Source organism: Alteromonas sp. CyTr2 (genome assembly GCF_947311905.1).
In the GTDB taxonomy this organism is placed as follows: Bacteria; Pseudomonadota; Gammaproteobacteria; order Enterobacterales; family Alteromonadaceae; genus Alteromonas; species Alteromonas macleodii.
In genome coordinates, this window is record NZ_CAMZMZ010000003.1 from 239,702 (window position 1) to 259,621 (window position 19,920).

General features: G+C 44.0%; 15 protein-coding genes and 1 tRNA gene. 10 read left to right on the forward strand and 6 right to left on the reverse strand.

What is annotated here, in order from left to right; all coding sequences use genetic code 11:
- The first annotated feature begins 247 nt into the window (after positions 1-247).
- The 6 genes from cysD (at position 248) to QME20_RS03710 (ending at position 6,689) form a co-directional block, all read left to right on the forward strand.
- Entirely contained in the window at positions 248-1,162 is a 915-nt protein-coding gene (gene cysD / locus QME20_RS03685) for a sulfate adenylyltransferase subunit CysD (RefSeq protein ID WP_049585842.1), read from the forward strand.
- Complete coding sequence (gene cysC, locus QME20_RS03690; protein ID WP_049585841.1) at positions 1,162-1,758, forward strand: adenylyl-sulfate kinase; 597 nt, start codon at positions 1,162-1,164, stop codon at positions 1,756-1,758. Before cysD ends, cysC begins: the two co-directional genes overlap by 1 nt.
- Positions 1,758-2,549, forward strand: a complete 792-nt coding sequence (cysQ, locus tag QME20_RS03695) for a 3'(2'),5'-bisphosphate nucleotidase CysQ (protein WP_049585840.1) — start codon at positions 1,758-1,760, stop codon at positions 2,547-2,549. Before cysC ends, cysQ begins: the two co-directional genes overlap by 1 nt.
- A gap of 1 nt (position 2,550) precedes the next feature.
- Positions 2,551-3,966 carry a sulfate adenylyltransferase subunit CysN gene (gene cysN / locus QME20_RS03700; RefSeq protein ID WP_014948795.1) on the forward strand — a complete coding sequence of 472 codons (1,416 nt, stop codon included), beginning with the start codon at positions 2,551-2,553 and terminating at the stop codon, positions 3,964-3,966.
- 16 nt (positions 3,967-3,982) lie between these two features.
- Positions 3,983-5,707, forward strand: a complete 1,725-nt coding sequence (locus QME20_RS03705; protein WP_239259038.1) for an SLC13 family permease — start codon at positions 3,983-3,985, stop codon at positions 5,705-5,707.
- 277 nt (positions 5,708-5,984) lie between these two features.
- A complete protein-coding gene (locus QME20_RS03710) occupies positions 5,985-6,689 on the forward strand; it encodes a YIP1 family protein (RefSeq protein WP_014948793.1) in 705 nt (234 codons plus the stop codon).
- A gap of 229 nt (positions 6,690-6,918) precedes the next feature.
- On the opposite strand, the gene QME20_RS03715 is transcribed toward QME20_RS03710, so the two are convergent.
- Entirely contained in the window at positions 6,919-7,788 is an 870-nt protein-coding gene (locus QME20_RS03715; RefSeq protein ID WP_281715476.1) for a DUF3025 domain-containing protein, read from the reverse strand.
- Between the two features lie 70 nt (positions 7,789-7,858).
- Here QME20_RS03715 and QME20_RS03720 point away from each other — a divergent pair, with 70 nt between their 5' ends.
- Positions 7,859-9,526: a M28 family metallopeptidase gene (locus QME20_RS03720; protein ID WP_281715477.1), complete on the forward strand. Its 1,668-nt coding sequence runs from the start codon at positions 7,859-7,861 to the stop codon at positions 9,524-9,526.
- 391 nt (positions 9,527-9,917) lie between these two features.
- Positions 9,918-11,588, forward strand: a complete 1,671-nt coding sequence (gene asnB, locus QME20_RS03725) for an asparagine synthase B (protein WP_014948790.1) — start codon at positions 9,918-9,920, stop codon at positions 11,586-11,588.
- Positions 11,589-11,655: 67 nt separating this feature from the next.
- Here the strand turns inward: asnB and QME20_RS03730 are convergent, their stop codons facing one another.
- Together QME20_RS03730 and queE are read right to left on the reverse strand one after the other, a co-directional pair.
- Positions 11,656-12,552, reverse strand: coding sequence for an amino acid ABC transporter substrate-binding protein (locus QME20_RS03730; RefSeq protein ID WP_014975996.1), 897 nt, complete (start codon positions 12,550-12,552; stop codon positions 11,656-11,658).
- A 76-nt stretch (positions 12,553-12,628) separates the two neighbouring features.
- Positions 12,629-13,303, reverse strand: coding sequence for a 7-carboxy-7-deazaguanine synthase QueE (gene queE, locus QME20_RS03735; RefSeq protein ID WP_014948788.1), 675 nt, complete (start codon positions 13,301-13,303; stop codon positions 12,629-12,631).
- 95 nt (positions 13,304-13,398) lie between these two features.
- Between queE and queC the strand changes: the two genes are divergently transcribed.
- A complete protein-coding gene (gene queC / locus QME20_RS03740; protein WP_014975995.1) occupies positions 13,399-14,055 on the forward strand; it encodes a 7-cyano-7-deazaguanine synthase QueC in 657 nt (218 codons plus the stop codon).
- A 96-nt stretch (positions 14,056-14,151) separates the two neighbouring features.
- Here the strand turns inward: queC and QME20_RS03745 are convergent, their stop codons facing one another.
- From QME20_RS03745 to QME20_RS03755, 3 genes are all read right to left on the reverse strand, one after another.
- Positions 14,152-15,078 (reverse strand): LysR family transcriptional regulator, encoded by a 927-nt coding sequence (locus tag QME20_RS03745; protein ID WP_014948786.1) that lies wholly within the window; start codon positions 15,076-15,078, stop codon positions 14,152-14,154.
- Positions 15,079-15,351: 273 nt separating this feature from the next.
- Entirely contained in the window at positions 15,352-17,367 is a 2,016-nt protein-coding gene (gene uvrB / locus QME20_RS03750) for an excinuclease ABC subunit UvrB (protein WP_014948785.1), read from the reverse strand.
- 96 nt (positions 17,368-17,463) lie between these two features.
- Positions 17,464-18,762: an MATE family efflux transporter gene (locus QME20_RS03755; protein WP_207198421.1), complete on the reverse strand. Its 1,299-nt coding sequence runs from the start codon at positions 18,760-18,762 to the stop codon at positions 17,464-17,466.
- Between the two features lie 1,081 nt (positions 18,763-19,843).
- Between QME20_RS03755 and QME20_RS03760 the strand changes: the two genes are divergently transcribed.
- Positions 19,844-19,920, forward strand: a tRNA-Asn gene (locus QME20_RS03760).

A 19,920-nucleotide genomic window follows, 5' to 3' on the forward strand; every position in this document is an offset into this window, starting at 1 on the left:
GTCATTCGCAACGAAAGTGAATAACAAGCCCTGTTTATATTACTAAACAGGGCTTTTTTCTTTTTATAGGCCTTGAAAAAAGTGGCTTATGCTTCAATTGCATGACAGTTTTATTTAACGGAATAAGATAGCTATTTTAAATAGCAAAATCGCATACTACTTTTGAAATTAAATATGCTATCGTTCTATGCAGAAAAATAACCCACATATAACTTTTTTGTATATAACATAAAATTCGGACTTCAAAATGACTGCTAGTATCCCGTCTATAACGCATTTGAAACAACTCGAAGCCGAGAGTATCCAGATTTTCCGTGAGGTTGCTGCTGAGTTTGAAAACCCAGTTATGCTTTACTCTGTAGGAAAAGACTCTTCTGTACTGCTTCACCTTGCCCGTAAAGCGTTCGCGCCCGGCAAAATTCCTTTCCCACTATTACACGTAGATACCACGTGGAAGTTTGGTGAAATGATTAAGTTCCGTGACGAACAAGCTAAGAAGCACGGTTTTGATTTGCTTGTTCACATCAATGAAGAAGGTGTTGAAGCTGGTGTTGGCCCATTTAGCCACGGTTCAGCAAAACATACTGACATCATGAAAACCCAAGCACTTAAGCAAGCGCTGAACAAATATAAGTTCGATGCTGCATTTGGTGGTGCTCGACGCGACGAGGAAAAATCACGTGCCAAAGAACGTGTTTACTCATTCCGCGACAGCAACCACCGCTGGGACCCAAAAAACCAGCGTCCAGAGCTTTGGAATATTTATAACTCTCAGGTTAACAAAGGCGAAAGCATTCGTGTATTCCCAATGTCTAACTGGACTGAGCTAGATATCTGGCAATACATCTACCTAGAAAACATCGATATTCCGCAACTTTACCTTTCTAAGCCTCGCCCTGTCGTTGAGCGCGACGGCGTTCTTATTATGGTTGACGACGACCGTATGCCGCTAGAAGAAGGTGAAGTACCAGAGATGCGCTCTGTGCGTTTCCGTACTCTTGGCTGTTACCCACTTACCGGTGCGGTAGAATCAGAAGCAGCTACCCTACCTGAAGTTATCCAAGAAATGCTGCTTACCAAGACGTCTGAACGTCAGGGCCGAGTTATCGACCATGACAGCGCAGGCTCTATGGAGAAGAAGAAAATGGAAGGGTACTTCTAATGGCCACCGACAACGTTGTTTGGCATAAACACGAAGTAAACAAGACCACCCGCTCTGAAAAGCTTGGTCAAACGCCTCGTGTATTCTGGCTAACGGGTTTAAGCGGCTCTGGTAAATCGACATTAGCCAACCTGCTTGAGAAAAAGCTTCACGAGCAGAACAAGCACACCTATCTGCTTGACGGCGACAACGTGCGCCACGGTCTGTGTGGCGATTTAGGTTTCAGCGATAAAGATCGCGTTGAAAACATTCGCCGCATTAGCGAAGTCGCAAAACTTTTTGTCGATGCCGGTACCATTGTGCTTACCGCTTTTATCTCGCCTTTCAAAGCCGACCGCGATTATTGCCGCAGCTTAATGGAAGACGGAGAGTTTGTAGAAGTGTTTGTCGATACACCTCTTGAAGTGTGTGAAAAACGCGACCCGAAAGGGCTATACAAGAAAGCGCGTAGCGGTGAAATTAAGGACTTCACAGGTATTGATTCAGCCTATGAAGCACCTGAAGCGCCAGAAGTACACTTAACCTATCAGGATGAACCAGCAGAGCAAACCGCTGAGCGATTGTATGCTTTGCTTCAAGAAAAGGGATTGGTGTAATGACACAGCCTTTAAATAGTCTTGCACAGAAAGTGCTAGCTATCGCCAAAGAAGCCGGCGATAAGATAATGGCCATTTACGAGAAAGACTTCGCCATTTATGAAAAGCAGGATACCAGCCCGCTAACAGAAGCTGACCTTGCCGCACATAACGTAATCGTTGACGCCCTTGAAGCTGAATCTAACCTACCGATTCTTTCTGAAGAGTCAGCAGATATTTCATGGGAAGAGCGCAAAACGTGGTCGTCATACTGGCTGGTAGACCCGCTAGACGGCACTAAAGAGTTTATTAAGAAAAACGGTGAGTTTACGGTAAATATTGCACTTATCGAAAACGGTAAACCGACCATGGGTGTGGTTTACGCGCCAGCACTAAACAAAAGCTATGTAGGTATTGTTGGTGAAGGTGCGTGGACTGAAGTAAATGGCGAATTTTCCGCTATTTCTGCGCGCAAGCACGATGGTGCCGAAGTGTGGAAAGTGGTAGGTAGTCGTTCTCACCAAAGCCCAGAAATTCAGAATTTATTGGCACAGCTTAAAGGTGAAACCGAGCTTGTGGCGATGGGTAGCTCACTGAAGCTTTGCTTGGTGGCTGAGGGCGAAGCACATCTTTACCCTCGATTAGGCCCAACATCTGAATGGGATACGGGAGCAGCGCACGCCGTCGCATTAGCGGCAGGCGCAAACGTAACCGTACTAGACCCTGGAAACCCATTAGATGACAACGCTGACGCTCTTACGTACAACCAAAAAGAGTCTGTGTTAAACCCCTTTTTCCTTGTGAGCGCATAACATGAACAACGAAAACGAATTATTAAGACAGGATATACTGTCTTACCTTGAGCAACACGAAAAGAAAGACATGCTACGTTTCCTTACCTGCGGTAGCGTAGACGACGGCAAAAGTACCCTTATTGGTCGCTTACTTCACGATTCTAAAATGATTTATGAAGACCAACTTGCCGCTATCACTAAAGACAGTAAAAAAGTGGGCACTACCGGCGAGAAAGTTGACCTTGCCCTTCTTGTAGACGGTCTTCAGTCTGAGCGTGAGCAAGGGATTACTATCGACGTAGCCTATCGCTACTTCTCTACTGACAAGCGTAAGTTTATTATCGCTGATACTCCGGGGCACGAGCAGTACACTCGTAACATGGTAACCGGTGCGTCAACATGCGACCTTGCTATTATTCTTGTTGATGCTCGCGGCGGCGTTAAGGTACAAACGAAACGTCACTCGTTCCTGGTTTCTCTTCTAGGTATAAAACACGTTATTGTTGCTATCAACAAAATGGACTTGATGGACTATTCAGAAGAAGTGTACAAGCAAATTCAGGAAGACTACCTGAAGTTTGCTGAGCAGCTTGATATTCCTGACATTCAGTTCGTACCTATTTCAGCACTTGAAGGCGACAACGTAGTAGGTAAGAGCGAAAAGACACCATGGTTTGACGGCACGCCACTTATGGAAATGTTGGAAAACATTGAAATTGGTGAAGACGATAACTTAGAAGATTTTCGCTTCCCTGTACAATACGTTAACCGTCCTAACTTAGATTTCCGCGGCTTTGCGGGTACCGTGGTATCTGGCCAAGTTGCACCTGGTGATGAAGTAACGGCACTTCCTTCTGGTAAGAAATCAAAGGTGAAGCAAGTCGTTACGTTTGAAGGCGACCAAGAGCGCGCTTATGTACCTCAAGCAGTAACGTTAACGCTAGAAGATGAAATTGACATCTCTCGTGGCGATATGATTGTAAAATCAGACAACTTGCCACTGCTTAACACGCAATTTAAAACTCACCTCGTGTGGATGTCTGAAGAGCCGCTAATGCCAAACAAGCAATACTTGTTTAAGTTCGCGACTAAATCAACGCCAGGGGTAGTTGCTCATATCGATAATCAAATTGATGTGAACACGTTGGAAGAAACGGATGCCATGCACTTAAATCTTAACGAGATTGGTGTAGTAGACGTTAAGTTTACTCAACCTGTTGCCTGCGACCCGTATAAGCGCAACCGCCCTACCGGTTCATTCATCGTCATAGATCGCTTGACCAACGGAACCGTTGGTGCAGGTATGATCATTGACGAAATTGCGGGTGACGCACAGCATACCTCACCAAACTTCTCTGAGTTCGAGCTTGAATTCAATGCACTAGTACGCAAGCACTTCCCGCATTGGAACTCTGTGGATATCAGTAAACTTTAAGCAGGACTGGAGCAATATGGATGTGACCCAGTTCATCGTACTGGCAGTATTTGCCGGTACGATATGCGCGCTGATCTTTACCAATCAGCGCCCTTCCACTGTGTTTTCTGGTGCAGTGTTAGCTTTACTGGTTACCCAGCAGTTATCTCTTGATGACATTTTGCTAAATTTAACAAACAAGGGGCTTATTACCCTTGTTTTGTTGCTTTTGGTAAGCAGTGCAATTGATAAAACAGCGTTAATAAAACGCCTAGGTAGGAAACTTGTAAGTGCTAACTTTACTCAATCCTATTGGCGCTTGTTTTCACTGACCTTTTTATCGTCTGCGCTTTTGAACAATACTGCTATTGTGGCAAGCCTTATTGGTCCAATTAAGCAAAACCAATATCATCCTGCCTCTCGATTACTAATCCCGCTCTCATACGCAGCTATTTTAGGCGGTACGGTAACCTTAATTGGTACGTCTACCAACCTAATCGTAGACAGCTTCTTGCAAGAGCACGGGCATCCAGGCTTTAACTTTTTTGACTTCACACTTTATGGCACCGTAGCGGGTTTAAGCTGTGGTCTACTCATGTTTTTGCTACTTCCTTTGCTACCTCATATTGGCAATAAGAGTAATAACTATCACGAGTATATGGTTGAAGCCGAAGTGGAGTCTGGTTCAGAACTCATAGGCAAAACCGTAGAACAAAACCATTTACGTAACTTACCAGAACTCTTTTTGGTAGAAGTGGTGCGCAATGGCAACCTGATATCTCCTGTTGGGCCTGACCTGGTCATTCTGGAAAACGACAAACTTATCTTCTCTGGCAACGTTCAAAAGCTTGATAACCTTAGCCACATAAAGGGGCTAAGCATGTTTGCTGAGACCGATGGGGTATTGCGTGAGAGCTTAACCGAGGTAGTTGTTGCCAATCGCGCTCAAGTTATTGGGCAAACCATTAAAAAACTTGGCTTTAGAGCCCTGTTTGATGCGGCCGTTGTAGCCATTCGCCGCGATGGAGAGCAGCTGTCAGGCAAGTTAGGAGAAATTAAGCTTCAAGCAGGTGACTTCTTACTTTTAGCTACAGGCCCAGACTTTGCGACTCGTCAAAATTTAAATAAAAACTTTTTTATTTTGTCAGAGCAAAAAATAGCCCGCCCACTAACCAACAAGCAAGAGTGGATTACCCTTGGCGGCTTCCTTTCCACGGTGTTATTGGCTGCAACTAATGTCATTTCACTGGCTATTGGTCTGCTGTTTTTAGCCGCTGTGCTAATTGGCGTAAGGGTAACGTCAAACGGCGAAATGAAACGAAATTTACCGTTGAATTTGATTGTTGTGATTGTAGGCGCGCTAAGCCTGGCAACCGCATTAGAAAATTCAGGGGTTATTAATATAACCACCGAGGCACTTATGCCGGTGTTGTCGGGTACTGACTGGTTCATAGCATTGTTAGTCATCTACTTGCTAACACTGGTTTTAACAGAGTTCGTTACCAACAACGCTGCTGCAGCGTTAATGTTCCCGTTTGCCTACGGGTTAGTGCAAATCATTGGCGCACCGCTAATGCCATTTGCATTAGCGGTAGCATTTGCAGCAAGTGCCAGTTTTATTTCACCATTCGGCTATCAAACCAACTTGCTTGTTTATAATGCGGCGAATTATAAGTTTTCGCATTTTATGAAAATTGGACTGCCTATTTCGCTGTTGTACAGCACCATAGTTTTGACACTGCTTAATATTACTTATTTGTAAGGTCTTGCGGCGTGTTTTGAGAGTACACAGAAAATCACCAAAGATAGAGCAGCAATCAGCAGCATTACGTAAAGGGAAGCAAGCGCTTCCCTTTTTCTATTTATAACCTTTCAATACATTCATTTTCTCTTACAAATATCAAGATGTTGTGCTGTACAACACCTGTAGCCAACAGTAATCTATACCTCAATTTATTGCCTGCCTGTTGGCAAGCTAACAATGACTCATGGCTTTACCCAGAGCCAGAGTAATAAGAAAAACGAAATAGGAGCAAGGGATGCACAATGTAACGAACCCCTTTCAAGCGTGTAACGATATTTTCTTCAAGCCTAATGGCGTATTTAAAGCAGTAGGTGAAAACAACAATTGGAGCTGGATGCCATTTATATTGATCATGGCAATTTCGCTTGTTTCCCAGTACTTGTATGTAAACTTCGTTGACATTGAATGGTTCGCTCAGATGAATATTGCCGCGCAAGGGGATATGAGTCCGGCAGAAGAAGAGCAAATGAAGGCCTTCTTCACCAGGGATGCTTTGCTTTGGTCATCGGTTATAGGTGCCTTTTTTATTCCTATTATCGTAAACGCCATTTACGCCGTGTACGTGAATTTAATGACCCGTTCTGACGACAGCCATGTGTATGGCTTTACTGACTGGTATGGTTTCGCTTGGTGGCTTTCAATGCCTTATGTGCTTACTGGTTTGGTGGGTGTTGCTTTGCTGTTGTTCGCAGGCGACCATCAAGTAGCGCCATCAATTTTATCGCCAGCGTCTCTTGGGTATATTGCGAATATCCCGATGGACTCGCCTTGGTACGCTTTCGGCCAGGCGTTAAGGGTAGAGCTATTCTGGGGCATTTATTTAGCCACCGTAGGCATTACTCAATGGACCGCCTTTTCTCTTAAAAAAGCGGCATTAATTGCAAGTGCACCTTATATTGTTATCTACGGCATCTGGTTGATTGCCCTCGCCTTGTTCTAATTAACCTTGCGAATGTAACGCGCCCACTATACGAAAAGTGCGCTGTGCTATTAATACAGTAGTTATGAATATAATGTTTGTGATTACCGTGTTTTAGTACAGCGTTTCTATAAACTGGCCGCGCAGCCTTACTTTAAAAAGACGCACCCTTTCATTTCTTTCACTACCCATGAATAGCATCATTGCCGCTTTTGTCGTCACACGAAGTATCATTATACCATATATGGTATTACACCCACAGCGGCAGCTGTTTCGTTGGCTTAGCCCCTTGTCGTAACGGCCTGAAATAATCTTTATTTTGATAAAACTTCGCATCCTGCGGTGAATGCCATAAAGGCACGCCTAACAAAGGAAGGGGCTTTAAGAGCGGTGTGATCTGAAAAGCATCGAGTGCTGAAATTCGGGCTGACATTGCATCGTCGAGTACGGCGCGTTGTTGCCATTTATCGAGCTCACTAAATCCTTGAGGCACTGAAACCGCGAGCCACTTTCCAGTAAGCCCAATAAACGGGTTCAGCATCATTTCTAAATTCGCATGCCCAAATACATAGGGCGTTACTTCAGCATGCCAACGCCCTCGATTTGCTAGAAATACCTGTTCCCATTCATGGGTGGCCAGTTGCTGTAGGAAAACTTCTAGCGATTCAACGCCACTTGGTCTGGGCTCTTCTATCGCTAGCACCACGCCACATTCATCAAAGTGGGTAATCCGATTGCGACGTGCGGTGCGAGGGTTTACGCCGTACGCCTCGATATCGCTTATATGCAGTTCATTTAATAAGGATTTTGTTTTGGGAAATTGCAGCCAGATCAGTGCATTAAACAAATCGTGCCAGCTTTGCTCTCTGGTAGGGACAACCCCATCTTCACTAATAATCGTTTCATAGTAACGCTGTTCATCTTCTGAAAACTGACTCTGTCCTTTAAATACAGGCCCCGTCCATTGCTTGTGATATCTAGATGTAAGTTCATTAAGCACATCAGGAGATGGAAACTTACTATGACTCGTTAAACCGAGTTCATCTAAAAGAATGGTTACAGGATAACTTGCGTGTTTTTTTAAGTAGTCTTTACAGAAAGGGATTGAGTCTGATTGCATATCAACTATTGGTTCGCTCTGGGGTTTTCTCTATACTGAGCAAGTATTGTAGAGCAAACAGAGACTAACAATGAAAAAAATGTTTTTGCCATTGCTTGTACCTACCCTTCTGAGCGTAAGTGCTTGCACACCTAACAACGACAGCGCGTCACAAAATCAGTCTGCGAAAAAAGAGATGCCTGTGGCGTCTAACTTTGACAGTGTTTACAACAATATTTCAGACGCCGATATTCGCGAGCCATTAAAGGTACTGTCTTCAGATGAGTTTGAGGGCCGTTTACCGACGACTGAAGGCGAAAAGAAAACCATTGAATACTTGGTTAGTGAATTTACCAAAGCGGGACTTAAACCGGGTAACGGGGATAGCTTTTTACAAAAAGTAGCCCTTATGGAAATTACTGCTGACCCAGATATGACCATGACTATTGGCGACAATAACTTCGCGTATAAAGAGCAAATGGTTGCCTCTTCTAAGCGAGAACAGAGCTCAGTGTCGCTCGAAGATTCAGAATTAGTCTTCGTTGGCTATGGTGTGAATGCACCAGAGTACGACTGGAACGACTACGAAGGGTTAGATGTTGAAGGCAAAACCGTCGTCATGCTAATTAATGACCCGGGATTTGAAAATCCAGAAAGTGGTAAGTTTCAAGGCACAACGATGACCTACTACGGTCGTTGGAGCTACAAATATGAAGAAGCGAGCCGTCAGGGCGCTGCTGGCGCCATTATTGTTCACGAAACTGCACCTGCCTCTTACGGCTGGTCAGTTGTTGCTAACAGCTGGAGTGGTCCGCAGTACGGCCTTGTAAGCGCCGACAAAGGAGCAAGCCGTGTGGCTGTTGAAGGTTGGTTAACGTTAGATGCGGCGAAAAAAGTGTTTGCTGATGCAGGGCTCGACTTTGACCAAGAGAAAGCAAACGCCATGCAAGGTCCTTACAACAAAGCAATGGATATCAAAGCATCGGTTACGGTTAACAACACCTTCAAAAAGTCAGAGAGCAACAACGTTATCGCGACTCTGCCGGGCGAAGAGTTTCCTGATGAGCATATTATCTACACGGCACATTGGGATCATTTAGGTAAAGATGAGAGCAAAGAAGGCGACCAAATCTATAATGGCGCTCATGATAATGCCACGGGCACTGCGGCTATTCTAGCCATGGCCAAAGCATACTCAGAGTTGACGCCTGCACCAAAACGCTCGGTATCATTTTTAGTAGTAACTGCTGAAGAACAAGGGCTGTTAGGCAGTAAATATTATGCAAGCAATCCTGTTATTCCGATTGAAAATACGGTTGCTAATATCAACATGGACGCAATGAACGTATTAGGTAAGACCAAAAACGTTGCCGTTGTAGGCATGGGTAAGTCAGAAATGGAAGACTATCTTGAAGCCGCTGCGGCTAAGCAAGGTCGTACACTGACTCAAGAAGACAGACCAGAAGCTGGGTACTACTACCGCTCAGATCACTTCAGCTTTGCCAAGCAAGGTGTTCCAGCACTGTACGCTGAAGGCGGAAATGAACCAGCAGATGAAGAGACAGCCAAATACAGAAAACGTATGAATGTCATTGTTACGGGCTGTTATCATCAAGTGTGCGATCAGTATCGTGACGATTGGGATTTAAGCGGTATCGTGCAAGACACACAAATGCTGTTTGATGTGGGTGTAGGTGTTGCAAATGCAGAGGCTTGGCCGAAGTGGAATGAAGCAAGCGAGTTCCAGCGCCAAAACTAAATCACCTTGACGTAAAAACGCAAAGAAGGCCGCGTCTTCTTTATCGTTAATAAAGGGTTTCTTCGTGAAACCCTTTTTTATTGACCCGCATTAATTTACTACCCTCTACATTTGAACTCACTTCCCTCTATATTAAGCACTGCTTACCGCATTCATAAGCTTACCTTTGCATGGAATTAGGATAAAAATGTTAATAAACGGCTATTTTGGGATAAATGGAATAAGAATTTCCATTTTCTCATCATAATGTACTTGCAATTTCCTGTCAGACTGGCACATTCAGGGGCACGCGAATAAGAATAACAACAAATCATCGCCCACTCGTACGCGAGTACCGACAGAAAAAACTTCTATTATTTTTTTCAACAAGTGAACAGAGAGAATCCGTTATATGTGTGGTATTTTCGGTATCCTTGATATCAAAACCGATGTGTCTGAACTCAGAACCCAAGCCCTCGATTTATCAAAACTTTTGCGCCACCGTGGCCCTGACTGGTCGGGTATCTGGAATAATGACAATACCATTCTTTGTCACGAAAGATTGGCGATTGTCGACGTTGATACAGGGGCGCAGCCTCTTATCAGCCAAAACGATAAACAAATTCTTGCCGTTAACGGCGAGATTTACAACCACAAGCAACTTGCTGCTAATCTAGATGAGCCGTACCCATTTAAAACCCGTTCTGATTGCGAAGTTATTCTTCCGCTTTTTCAGCAAAAAGGCATCGACTTTATCGATGAACTAGAGGGTATGTTTGCGTTCATTCTATACGATGAAGAACAAGACGCTTACCTTATTGCCCGCGACCATATTGGTATTATTCCGCTTTATACCGGTTACGATGAACACGGTAACTTCTATGTTTCATCTGAAATGAAAGCGTTAGCAGGCGTATGTAAGACAATCAGTGAGTTCCCTCCTGGCCACTACCTGTGGAGCAAAGAAGGTAAAATTACCAAGTACTACAAACGCGACTGGATGGAATACGACAACGTAAAAGACAACACCAGCAACCTAGAAGAGCTACGTGTAGCATTCGAGAAAGCTGTGAAGTCACACATGATGTCTGACGTTCCATACGCTGTACTTCTATCGGGCGGCTTGGACTCTTCACTGGTTTCAGCTGTCGCTGCGCAGTACGTTGCAAAGCGCGTTGAAGACGAAGACAAGACAGATGCATGGTGGCCTCGCCTGCACAGTTTTGCTGTAGGTCTTGAAGGAGCACCTGACCTTAAGGCAGCGAAGAAAGTGGCCGACATGATTGGCACCGTACACCATGAAATTCACTTTACCATTCAAGAAGGTTTAGATGCCATCCGTGATGTTATCTATCACTTGGAAACCTACGATACAACAACGATCCGCGCCGCTACTCCAATGTACTTAATGACACGCAAGATTAAAGCGATGGGCATTAAAATGGTGCTATCGGGTGAAGGTTCTGACGAAATTTTTGGTGGTTACCTATATTTCCATAAAGCGCCAAACGCCAAAGAATTCCACGAAGAAACGGTACGTAAACTTGATCGTCTACATATGTTTGACTGTGCGCGTGCTAACAAAGCCACATCAGCATGGGGTGTAGAAGCTCGTGTACCATTCTTAGATAAGAACTTCATTGACGTAGCTATGCGTTTAAACCCACAAGACAAAATGTGTCTAGATGGAAAAATGGAGAAGTGGATCCTTCGTAAAGCGTTTGATAACGGCGAAACCCTTCCAGCAGAAGTACTTTGGCGTCAAAAAGAGCAGTTTGGTGATGGTGTAGGTTATTCGTGGATTGATTCAATTCGCGATTTCGTTGAAAACGAAGTGACTGATCAGCAACTTGCAACAGCGGAATTCCGCTTCCCAGTTAACACACCAGACACCAAAGAAGGCTACTACTACCGCACTATTTTCGAGAGCTACTTTCCTCAAGAAAGTGCGGCGCGCTGTGTGCCAGGCGGTAAATCTATTGCGTGTAGTACAGCAGAAGCACTTGAGTGGGATGAGAGCTTTAAAAACAACGCAGATCCTTCTGGCCGTTCGATGAAAGGCGTCCACGCTGGCGAGTCTTAATAGACAATCGTACAAGCAGAGCTAACATTAAAAAAACGCGGCCTAAGCCGCGTTTTTTATTGTCTATTTATTCTTTTGAAGCTTCTGTTTTTGGTTTATACCATAAAGCAGAATTAGTAAGAGGAGTCTCAATGGGTAATAACGGATTTTCGAGAGTGAAAATTTTACGCTCATTAACCCCTAAAGACGCTAAGATTGGGGCGTACGTAGATTCAAATAACGCATCAAAAGAGCCATCTTCAATGGCTCTGTTAAGGCCTGTTTCAATAAGATTCGCTAACGTCTTATTACTTGAACTTACAAAGTAATACATAGCTGTGGGGTAATACAGCGCCATTGAAGGCTCAAGGTAAAGGTTGTTACGACGACCTTCCACCTCCAGCTCTGCGTCCACTTCCATAACAGAACGAGGAAAGAAGTCTCCTTTACCTTGTTTAATCATGTCATACGCTTCGCGAAACTCAGGCACAGTAAACACGTTAAACCCGTTGGCTTGAAGAATTTTGGTGTCCGGCCATTCTTCACCCTGAATGGGTATAAGTTTACGCATGTCGGTCAGCGATAAGACATCGTCGAACTTCGTCTTTTTATTTTCGTTAATAACGAAAACACGAAGACCTATAAGCCCTTTTGCGATTGGAATACGAATGGGGGTCAGTTCCTTCTCGCGCTGGCTGTCCGTCATACTCCATACTACGTTAACTTCTCTGTTTTCACGCAGCTGACGCATCGCTTTGCCCGTCAGCAATATACGATCAGAAGGGCGTAGCTCATAATTTACGCCGGTTTTATCGAGCGCAAGTTTAAGCAGTGCTATCGGATATTGAGCACGGGCATCTGAGTCGTCAATCGGACGCGGATAAGTGATTGTCCAAGTAGCGGCCTCAACCATTGATGCAGCAGTAAAAGAACATAAAGCGACGGCCGCTATCACGGCTTTTTTTAGCAGATTAAAGCTATGCATCTTCTTTATGTCCTTTGTTAATTTGAATACTTAAGCGCAAGACGTGTTTGCCACAAAGGCGGCGCATTTCAAACACTTATTCAATACCAATGTATTTATGTGTTTGTAAAGATAGCCGCCAGTTACGTTCAATACAAGTACGCACTGCAAGTTCTGTGGCTCTCTTTTGCTGGCTAATTGGTTGTAAACAAACCTGTTTTCCGTCTAATGACGATACATTAGCAAGCAGCGCATCAAGCTCGTCAATATGCTTTTGCATTGCGATGGGGTGCTTGATTTCATTCGCTCTTTCAAGCGCACTTACTAAGACGTCATATCCGCCTTTCATGTTTATTTTAGGAGAAACCGTCACATACGTACGCGTGTCACAAAGTACCTCAAAAGTACCGCTGGTCTCTATTTGTGTTGTGTATCCGTTGTCGTGAAGTAGGCTCGTCAGAGGACGTAGGTCGTACATACATGGCTCACCGCCGGTAATAACCACATGCTTTGCCACATAGCCTTGTTTCCCAAACTCAGCCAGCAAAGCCTCCTCACTGGAGATGAAATAGGTTTCAGACTCTTCGCCTTTTGTGATCACAGCTTGTGGCGACACACTCAAGTCAGGCTTAATTTCCCACGTATGTTTTGTATCACACCATGGACAGCCCACAGGACAGCCTTGTAAACGAACAAAGATAGAGGGAATACCAGTGTGAGCACCTTCACCCTGGATAGTTTCAAACATCTCATTGATGTTTAATGTGGACATTACAGACAATTTGACACCCTTTAACGATTGTATGTTGGGATTTTACCAAGGATCACATAAAATTCGGGCATAATTTCTTAAATCTTCGAAAAACTATGTCAGAAAACGTTGTTGTTATCTATTCAGGAGGCATGGACTCCTTCACAGTGCTGCATAAGGCGCTAAAAGCAGGCAAAAAAGTTCATGCACTGAGCTTTAACTACGGACAACGCCACAAGAAAGAACTCGATTATGCTGCCAACGTGTGTAATTCGCTTAACGTTCCCCACAAAATTGTAGATATTAGCGCCATAAATACGCTCATAGGGGGTTCAGCGTTAACCTCAGATATCGAAGTTCCAGAAGGCCACTATGAAGAGCCAAGCATGAAACAAACCGTGGTGCCCAATCGCAACATGATTTTGTTATCGCTGGCCGTTGGCTACGCGGTCAGTTTAGACGCTAACGAAGTTTACTATGGCGCTCACTCTGGCGATCACGCCATTTACCCAGACTGCCGCCCTGAGTTTGTTCATAAAATGAATGATGTGTGCGGCATTGCGAATTATACACCGGTTACGATTATGACGCCTTATATCGACGACAGCAAAACCGCTATCTTGACCGATGGTCTGTCAATGGGACTGGATTACGGCCAAACGTGGACCTGTTACAACGGCAGAGAAAAAGCATGCGGAAAATGCGGTGCGTGCGAAGAGCGCTTAGAGGCGTTCAAGGAAAATAACGCCGTCGATCCTCTAGAATACGAATAGCGTAATCTGAAATAAAAACACCTCTTATTGTTTATAAGCGCTTTATTCCAAGCGTTTATAAACAATAAGAGGTGTGATCGCAGGTGCTTGTTGCTACTACTTTTGACTTTCTGAAATGAAGTAGCTCAATTCTTTAATACAGTGGCGTAATACAGGGTTTAATCGCGTATTTTTTCCATTCATTACAAACAGTTCGTGACTAAATTTAAATAAGCTCCCTTTTGCAATAGGCACGAGCCCAAGTGCAGCGCCCTGCTCTTTCGCCATATAGTCTGGCAGCAAACCAACATATTCGCCGGTCATAATCGCAGACATCGCTGCATCAAATGAGTCAGAGAAAGTTTGAATCGATAATCTGGTTTCATCTTCAATGTAGTTTGCCGACGACAATCCAGAAATACCAATGGCAGGATAATCACCAATTTTCACGCCTTCTGGTAAATCAGTGTCGCGATACTTTGCCAGAGGATGTGTAGGCGCACAGTACAATCGCCCTTCAGTTTTAATGCCGACAGGATGAAAGGTTACTGATTCCGGTTTGACCATGTCATAGGTTGAAACAACGAGGTGGCACTCACCAGATAGAGCGACATGCTCAACTTCATTATATAAACGAGTTTGGATATTAACGTGAATATCGTCAAACTTCTTCATTGTACTTTTAACCGCTTTACTTACGGCTAAGTGCATAGAAAGCGGAAGACCAGCCATCAAGACCAAAGTGATATGACCAGAATAGTCATCATGCAGCGATTTCAGATTGAAGACAAAGTTGTCGAAGGCATTAAAGATGCGTTTGGTTTCTTGGAAAACCACCTCACCCTCTTTTGTCATTTGAAAGCCACCACGACCGCGATGACATAACACCAAATCTAAACGTTCTTCCAGTTTTTTGATGGCTGCACTGATGTTGGGTCGTTGCATACGCAACACGGGTTCTGCCGCAGTAAATCCGTTGCAGCTCGCTACAGCGTAAAACACACGCAGTAGCTTTATATCTGACTCCTGAAGACGATTAAGCATATTAGCACCTGTTTATAGGTATAGTTATCGATACTCAACTTAGAACTATATTCAACTAATTGTGCTATTACAACGACATTTTGCGGCTTTTCATCTCATTTTTTATTAAAAATTTGAGTTTTGTGCTACCCAAAAACTGACGTCAAGTCGTATTGTCCACAGGAAAAAAGGGGGATTTTCTTACATCAAAAGGAAAAGTGCTGTGGTGAGTTATCCGGTTTTATACGGAAAGAACCCACATACAGCCTCAGCTAGCGGGACACATCGCCATTTTTAAGAGAGTGTAACAACTTGCTTTCGAAGTGCTTCAATATCGTCACGCAATGATGCTGCTTTTTCAAACTCAAGCTCACGCGCATATTCAAACATCTGCTTTTCAAGCTCCGTGATTTGGTCCATTAATTCAGTAGCACTTGCTGTTTTCTGTTGCTTCTTCTTCTCTTCAACTTTGCGCAGTCTGACTTTTCCAGACGCAGGGTGCGCGCTGTCGCCTAAGTCCATAATATCGGTAATAGGCTTGTTAAGTCGCATCGGCGTTATACCATTTGCCTCATTATGCGCCATTTGCTTCTCACGACGGCGCTCAGTCTCGTCCATCGCTTTTTTCATCGACTTGGTAATACTGTCAGCGTACAAAATAGCTTTACCATTCACGTGACGCGCGGCTCTACCAATAGTCTGAATTAATGAACGCTCGGCTCGCAAAAAGCCTTCTTTATCGGCATCTAAAATCGCCACCAGCGACACTTCCGGCATATCTAGACCTTCACGTAAAAGGTTAATACCTACCAACACGTCGAATTTACCCAGTCGCAAGTCTCGGATTATTTCAATTCGCTCTACGGTATCGATATCCGAATGCAGATAACGAACTTTAACGCCGTGCTCATTTAAATACTCGCTTAAATCTTCAGCCATACGCTTGGTTAAGGTAGTAATAAGCACACGTTCGTCAAGCTCTACCCGCTTTTGAATTTCAGACAGGACATCATCTACCTGAGTGGCTACAGGACGTACTTCAATAACAGGGTCTAGCAGACCTGTTGGACGCACAACCTGCTCCACTATCTCACCGTCAGTTTTCTTTAATTCATAATCGCCAGGCGTCGCAGAAACATAGATGGTTTGAGGGCAAATCTGTTCAAACTCTTCAAACTTAAGCGGACGATTGTCCAACGCCGACGGCAGCCTGAAACCAAACTCCACCAAGGTCTCTTTTCTAGAGCGATCCCCGCGATACATTGCCCCTACTTGAGAGACAGTTACGTGAGACTCATCGATAAACATTAGGCCATCTGCTGGAAAATAGTCCAATAAGGTTGGAGGTGGTTCGCCCGGTGCTCTTCCTGAAAGATAGCGAGAGTAATTCTCGATCCCAGAACAATAGCCAAGCTCCATCATCATTTCGATATCGAACTGGGTGCGCTGTGAAATACGCTGCTCTTCAATCAGCTTATTCGCCTCTTGAAGTTGCTTTTTGCGATCGCCAAGTTCTTCCTTGATATGCTCAATAGCATTGAGGATTTTCTCTCGAGGGGTTACATAGTGCGTTTTAGGAAAAACCGTTGCTCGAATAACTGACTTATCGACAGCCCCGGTTAGCGGGTCGAACAGACTAATTTTATCTATTTCATCGTCAAAAAGCTCAACCCTTACGGCTTGCTTTTCAGAGTCCGCAGGGAAAATATCTATAACATCGCCACGCACACGGAACGTACCCCTTTCAAACGCTAAATCGTTACGCTTGTACTGCAGTTCTGCAAGGCGACGTAAAATGTCACGTTGGTCCATGGTGTCGCCCTGGCGAAGGTGCAATAGCATCTTCATGTAGGATTCAGGGTCACCCAAACCATAAATAGCCGACACACTCGCTACAATGACTACGTCTCTGCGCTCCATCAACGCTTTAGTGGCGGACAGTCGCATTTGTTCAATATGATCATTGATTGACGCGTCTTTCTCAATAAAGGTATCGGTACTTGGAACGTAGGCTTCTGGCTGATAATAATCGTAATATGAAACGAAGTACTCTACGGCGTTATTGGGAAAGAATTCTTTCATCTCACCGTAAAGCTGAGCCGCTAATGTTTTGTTGTGTGCAAGAATAAGCGTTGGTCTCTGCACTTCTTTAATGACATTAGCCATGGTAAAGGTTTTACCCGACCCCGTAACACCAAGCAGTGTTTGGCCGGCCAAGCCACTTTCTAGGCCATCCACCAAAGCTTCTATTGCTTTTGGCTGGTCGCCTGCTGGCTTGTATTTAGAATGAAGCTCAAACCCTCTACTCATTTACTTAACCTTTTCTTTAGCTTACTGCTTAACATCTTGCTTGCGGTCAAACTACTCAACATTAAAAACGCACAACCTTAAATAACCGCTCTGGTATTAGCTGTGCTCAGACGTTTCTTTATCTAATTCAAACTGAGTAATCGCACGTTTGAAAACAACAAATGAAACACACGCCATTGCAATATTGGCAATGACCGTTCCTGCAAATAACCCTTTCAGTTCAAATAGAAAACTACCCGCAACGCTGATAGGTACGAAGAAAACAAATAAGCGGATGACACTTAACGTTAATGCCGTCATTGGGCGATGCATGGCATTCAACGATGAGTTAGTCAGAATGATAATGCCTTGCATGCCATAACCCAGCGGTACAATCATAAGGAACAGCTGTATTAGTACGCTTACCTCTGCTTCATTAGCAAAGGCGACGGCTATCCAGCTAGATAGTCCCCACATGACAAGAAAAATAGCGAACTGCCAAACCAGAACAAATTTCAATGTAAGCGAATATGCCGTTTTTACCCGTTCTACTTGGCCTGCTCCAACGTTTTGACTGATAAATGGAGGCAGTGTCATGGAAAGTGCTAGCACAACAATACTTGCAATAGACTCCATTCTATTTCCCACTCCCCACGCTGCAACCGCTTCAGCACCGTAACCAGCAACTACAGCTGTCATCACGCCACCGGCAACAGGGGTAAGCATATTTGCACCCGCCGCAGGTAGTCCTATTTTGAGAATTTCACGGCTGCTATCACGCAGCTCGGCAAGTGTCAGCAGTCGAGGCAACATCAACTTTCGACGAACGGCTAAAATATAAAGAATCCATAATGCACCAACTATCCACGCTATAAAGGTAGCGAGTGCCGCACCTTTTATTCCCATTGCCGGAATGGGCCCAAGTCCGAAAATGAAAATAGGATCAAGCAACGCGTTTAATCCGCCGCCTGCCGCCATAACAATACTGGGTGTGCGGGTATCGCCACACGCTCGCAGCACACTATTGCCAACCATCGGCATAGCAAGAAAGATGCTCGACAAGTACCATAGCCCCATATAGTCAGAAATGTACGGCATTAGATTGTCTGTTGCATTAAGCAACTTAAACACAGGCTCTATGGTGAAAAAGCCAATTGCAGCTAGTGCACCCACAAGCAAAACGGACAGCATTAATGAACCCGTCGCATAATGTTGAGACTTGGTTATTTCTTTACTGCCCTGTAACTTGCCTATAATTGCAGAGGTACCAATACCTAAACCTATGTTTAGGCTTATTACGGTAAAAGTAACGGGAAAGGTAAAACTAATAGCGGCTAAAGGGTCGGTGCCCAGCAAGCTCACAAAAAAGGTATCGATAAGTCCAAAGCTCATCATCATTACCATTCCCAGTATCATGGGAATAGTCATACGCTTTAACGTAGTACCTATATCTCCTTCCAATAAGTCGGAAGTACGTTGTTTAGCGTTACTTTTTATCACTTGAGCTCCGGCAAACTAAAATCCCCTCATCAATTGCGCGTTAGTGTAAAAGAGTGAACACTATTTAGCTATGTGTATTCGACAAACAAAACAAAGCATAAGAGGGTTGTATGAAAAGCGATGTTTTTGACAAAAGTACGTGCGATGACCCATTTCGCTGGCTACGCCACAAAACTACGAGTTTTTGTAAAAATAAATCAAAACACGTGCGTATGTGTTCATTACAGTTTAATTTCTATCCTGTTTCACTTTTAATATGCAGGCAAAACGTCTCGGGCGCATCTAGCTATCCAAATAGAGCGTTTAAAAGACACACAAAAATGTTAACAAAATGTAAGGCATTGAGAATTAAGATGGATTTCATTGAATAGCATTTAGGCATTCGTTGAATTAACACACAAGCTACTTTTTGTTCAACCGATCTATTCCGATCGAGAAACAAGATCAAAAAAAACACCCTAAACCCCTGTATTAAAAAGATTATCCACTCAATAACGCCATAACCTGATTAGATCAATACGTACGCGATCTCGTAAATAACTACAGCGATTCTAAGCTATCAACATAGTTATCCACAGATTTAGTGGATAACTAACGCCAGACCATATTCGGCGGGATTTCGTGCTCGATTAATTTCTCAGCACGTAAGTGGTGACTAACCTTTTAATCCTCAGGTACAGGTTACAGATTTATTAAAGCCTGTACATAATACCAGTATGGAAGCGCTTTTTTATTCTATTTAGTTATACCCTTTAACTTTAGTGAGATATATAAGAAAACGAGATGGGTAAAACTATCAATTACTAAAACAACCTCTTGTTCATAAGCAATGAGGGAATAATGTGCAGTTATTAACCATCATTTTCTCAGCATTGGCGACAAAATGAACATAAAAGCCGTAAAAAGCTATTTTTTGCGCAGTCAGCACAAATATTTCATTTATGTTGTTGACAGTTCCTAAGTACGTCTTTAATATTCGCCTCCGTTGAAGCACAGGTCCCCCTTAGCTCAGTTGGTTAGAGCGACGGACTGTTAATCCGCAGGTCCCCCGTTCGAGTCGGGGAGGGGGAGCCA

Coding starts and splice junctions, on each gene's coding strand:
- cysD (WP_049585842.1), top strand. CDS start 248: ATGACTGCTAGTATCCCGTCTATAACGCATTTGAAACAACTCGAAGCC.
- cysC (WP_049585841.1), top strand. CDS start 1,162: ATGGCCACCGACAACGTTGTTTGGCATAAACACGAAGTAAACAAGACC.
- cysQ (WP_049585840.1), top strand. CDS start 1,758: ATGACACAGCCTTTAAATAGTCTTGCACAGAAAGTGCTAGCTATCGCC.
- cysN (WP_014948795.1), top strand. CDS start 2,551: ATGAACAACGAAAACGAATTATTAAGACAGGATATACTGTCTTACCTT.
- QME20_RS03705 (WP_239259038.1), top strand. CDS start 3,983: ATGGATGTGACCCAGTTCATCGTACTGGCAGTATTTGCCGGTACGATA.
- QME20_RS03710 (WP_014948793.1), top strand. CDS start 5,985: ATGCACAATGTAACGAACCCCTTTCAAGCGTGTAACGATATTTTCTTC.
- QME20_RS03715 (WP_281715476.1), bottom strand. CDS start 7,788: ATGCAATCAGACTCAATCCCTTTCTGTAAAGACTACTTAAAAAAACAC.
- QME20_RS03720 (WP_281715477.1), top strand. CDS start 7,859: ATGAAAAAAATGTTTTTGCCATTGCTTGTACCTACCCTTCTGAGCGTA.
- asnB (WP_014948790.1), top strand. CDS start 9,918: ATGTGTGGTATTTTCGGTATCCTTGATATCAAAACCGATGTGTCTGAA.
- QME20_RS03730 (WP_014975996.1), bottom strand. CDS start 12,552: ATGCATAGCTTTAATCTGCTAAAAAAAGCCGTGATAGCGGCCGTCGCT.
- queE (WP_014948788.1), bottom strand. CDS start 13,303: ATGTCCACATTAAACATCAATGAGATGTTTGAAACTATCCAGGGTGAA.
- queC (WP_014975995.1), top strand. CDS start 13,399: ATGTCAGAAAACGTTGTTGTTATCTATTCAGGAGGCATGGACTCCTTC.
- QME20_RS03745 (WP_014948786.1), bottom strand. CDS start 15,078: ATGCTTAATCGTCTTCAGGAGTCAGATATAAAGCTACTGCGTGTGTTT.
- uvrB (WP_014948785.1), bottom strand. CDS start 17,367: ATGAGTAGAGGGTTTGAGCTTCATTCTAAATACAAGCCAGCAGGCGAC.
- QME20_RS03755 (WP_207198421.1), bottom strand. CDS start 18,762: ATGATACTGGGAATGGTAATGATGATGAGCTTTGGACTTATCGATACC.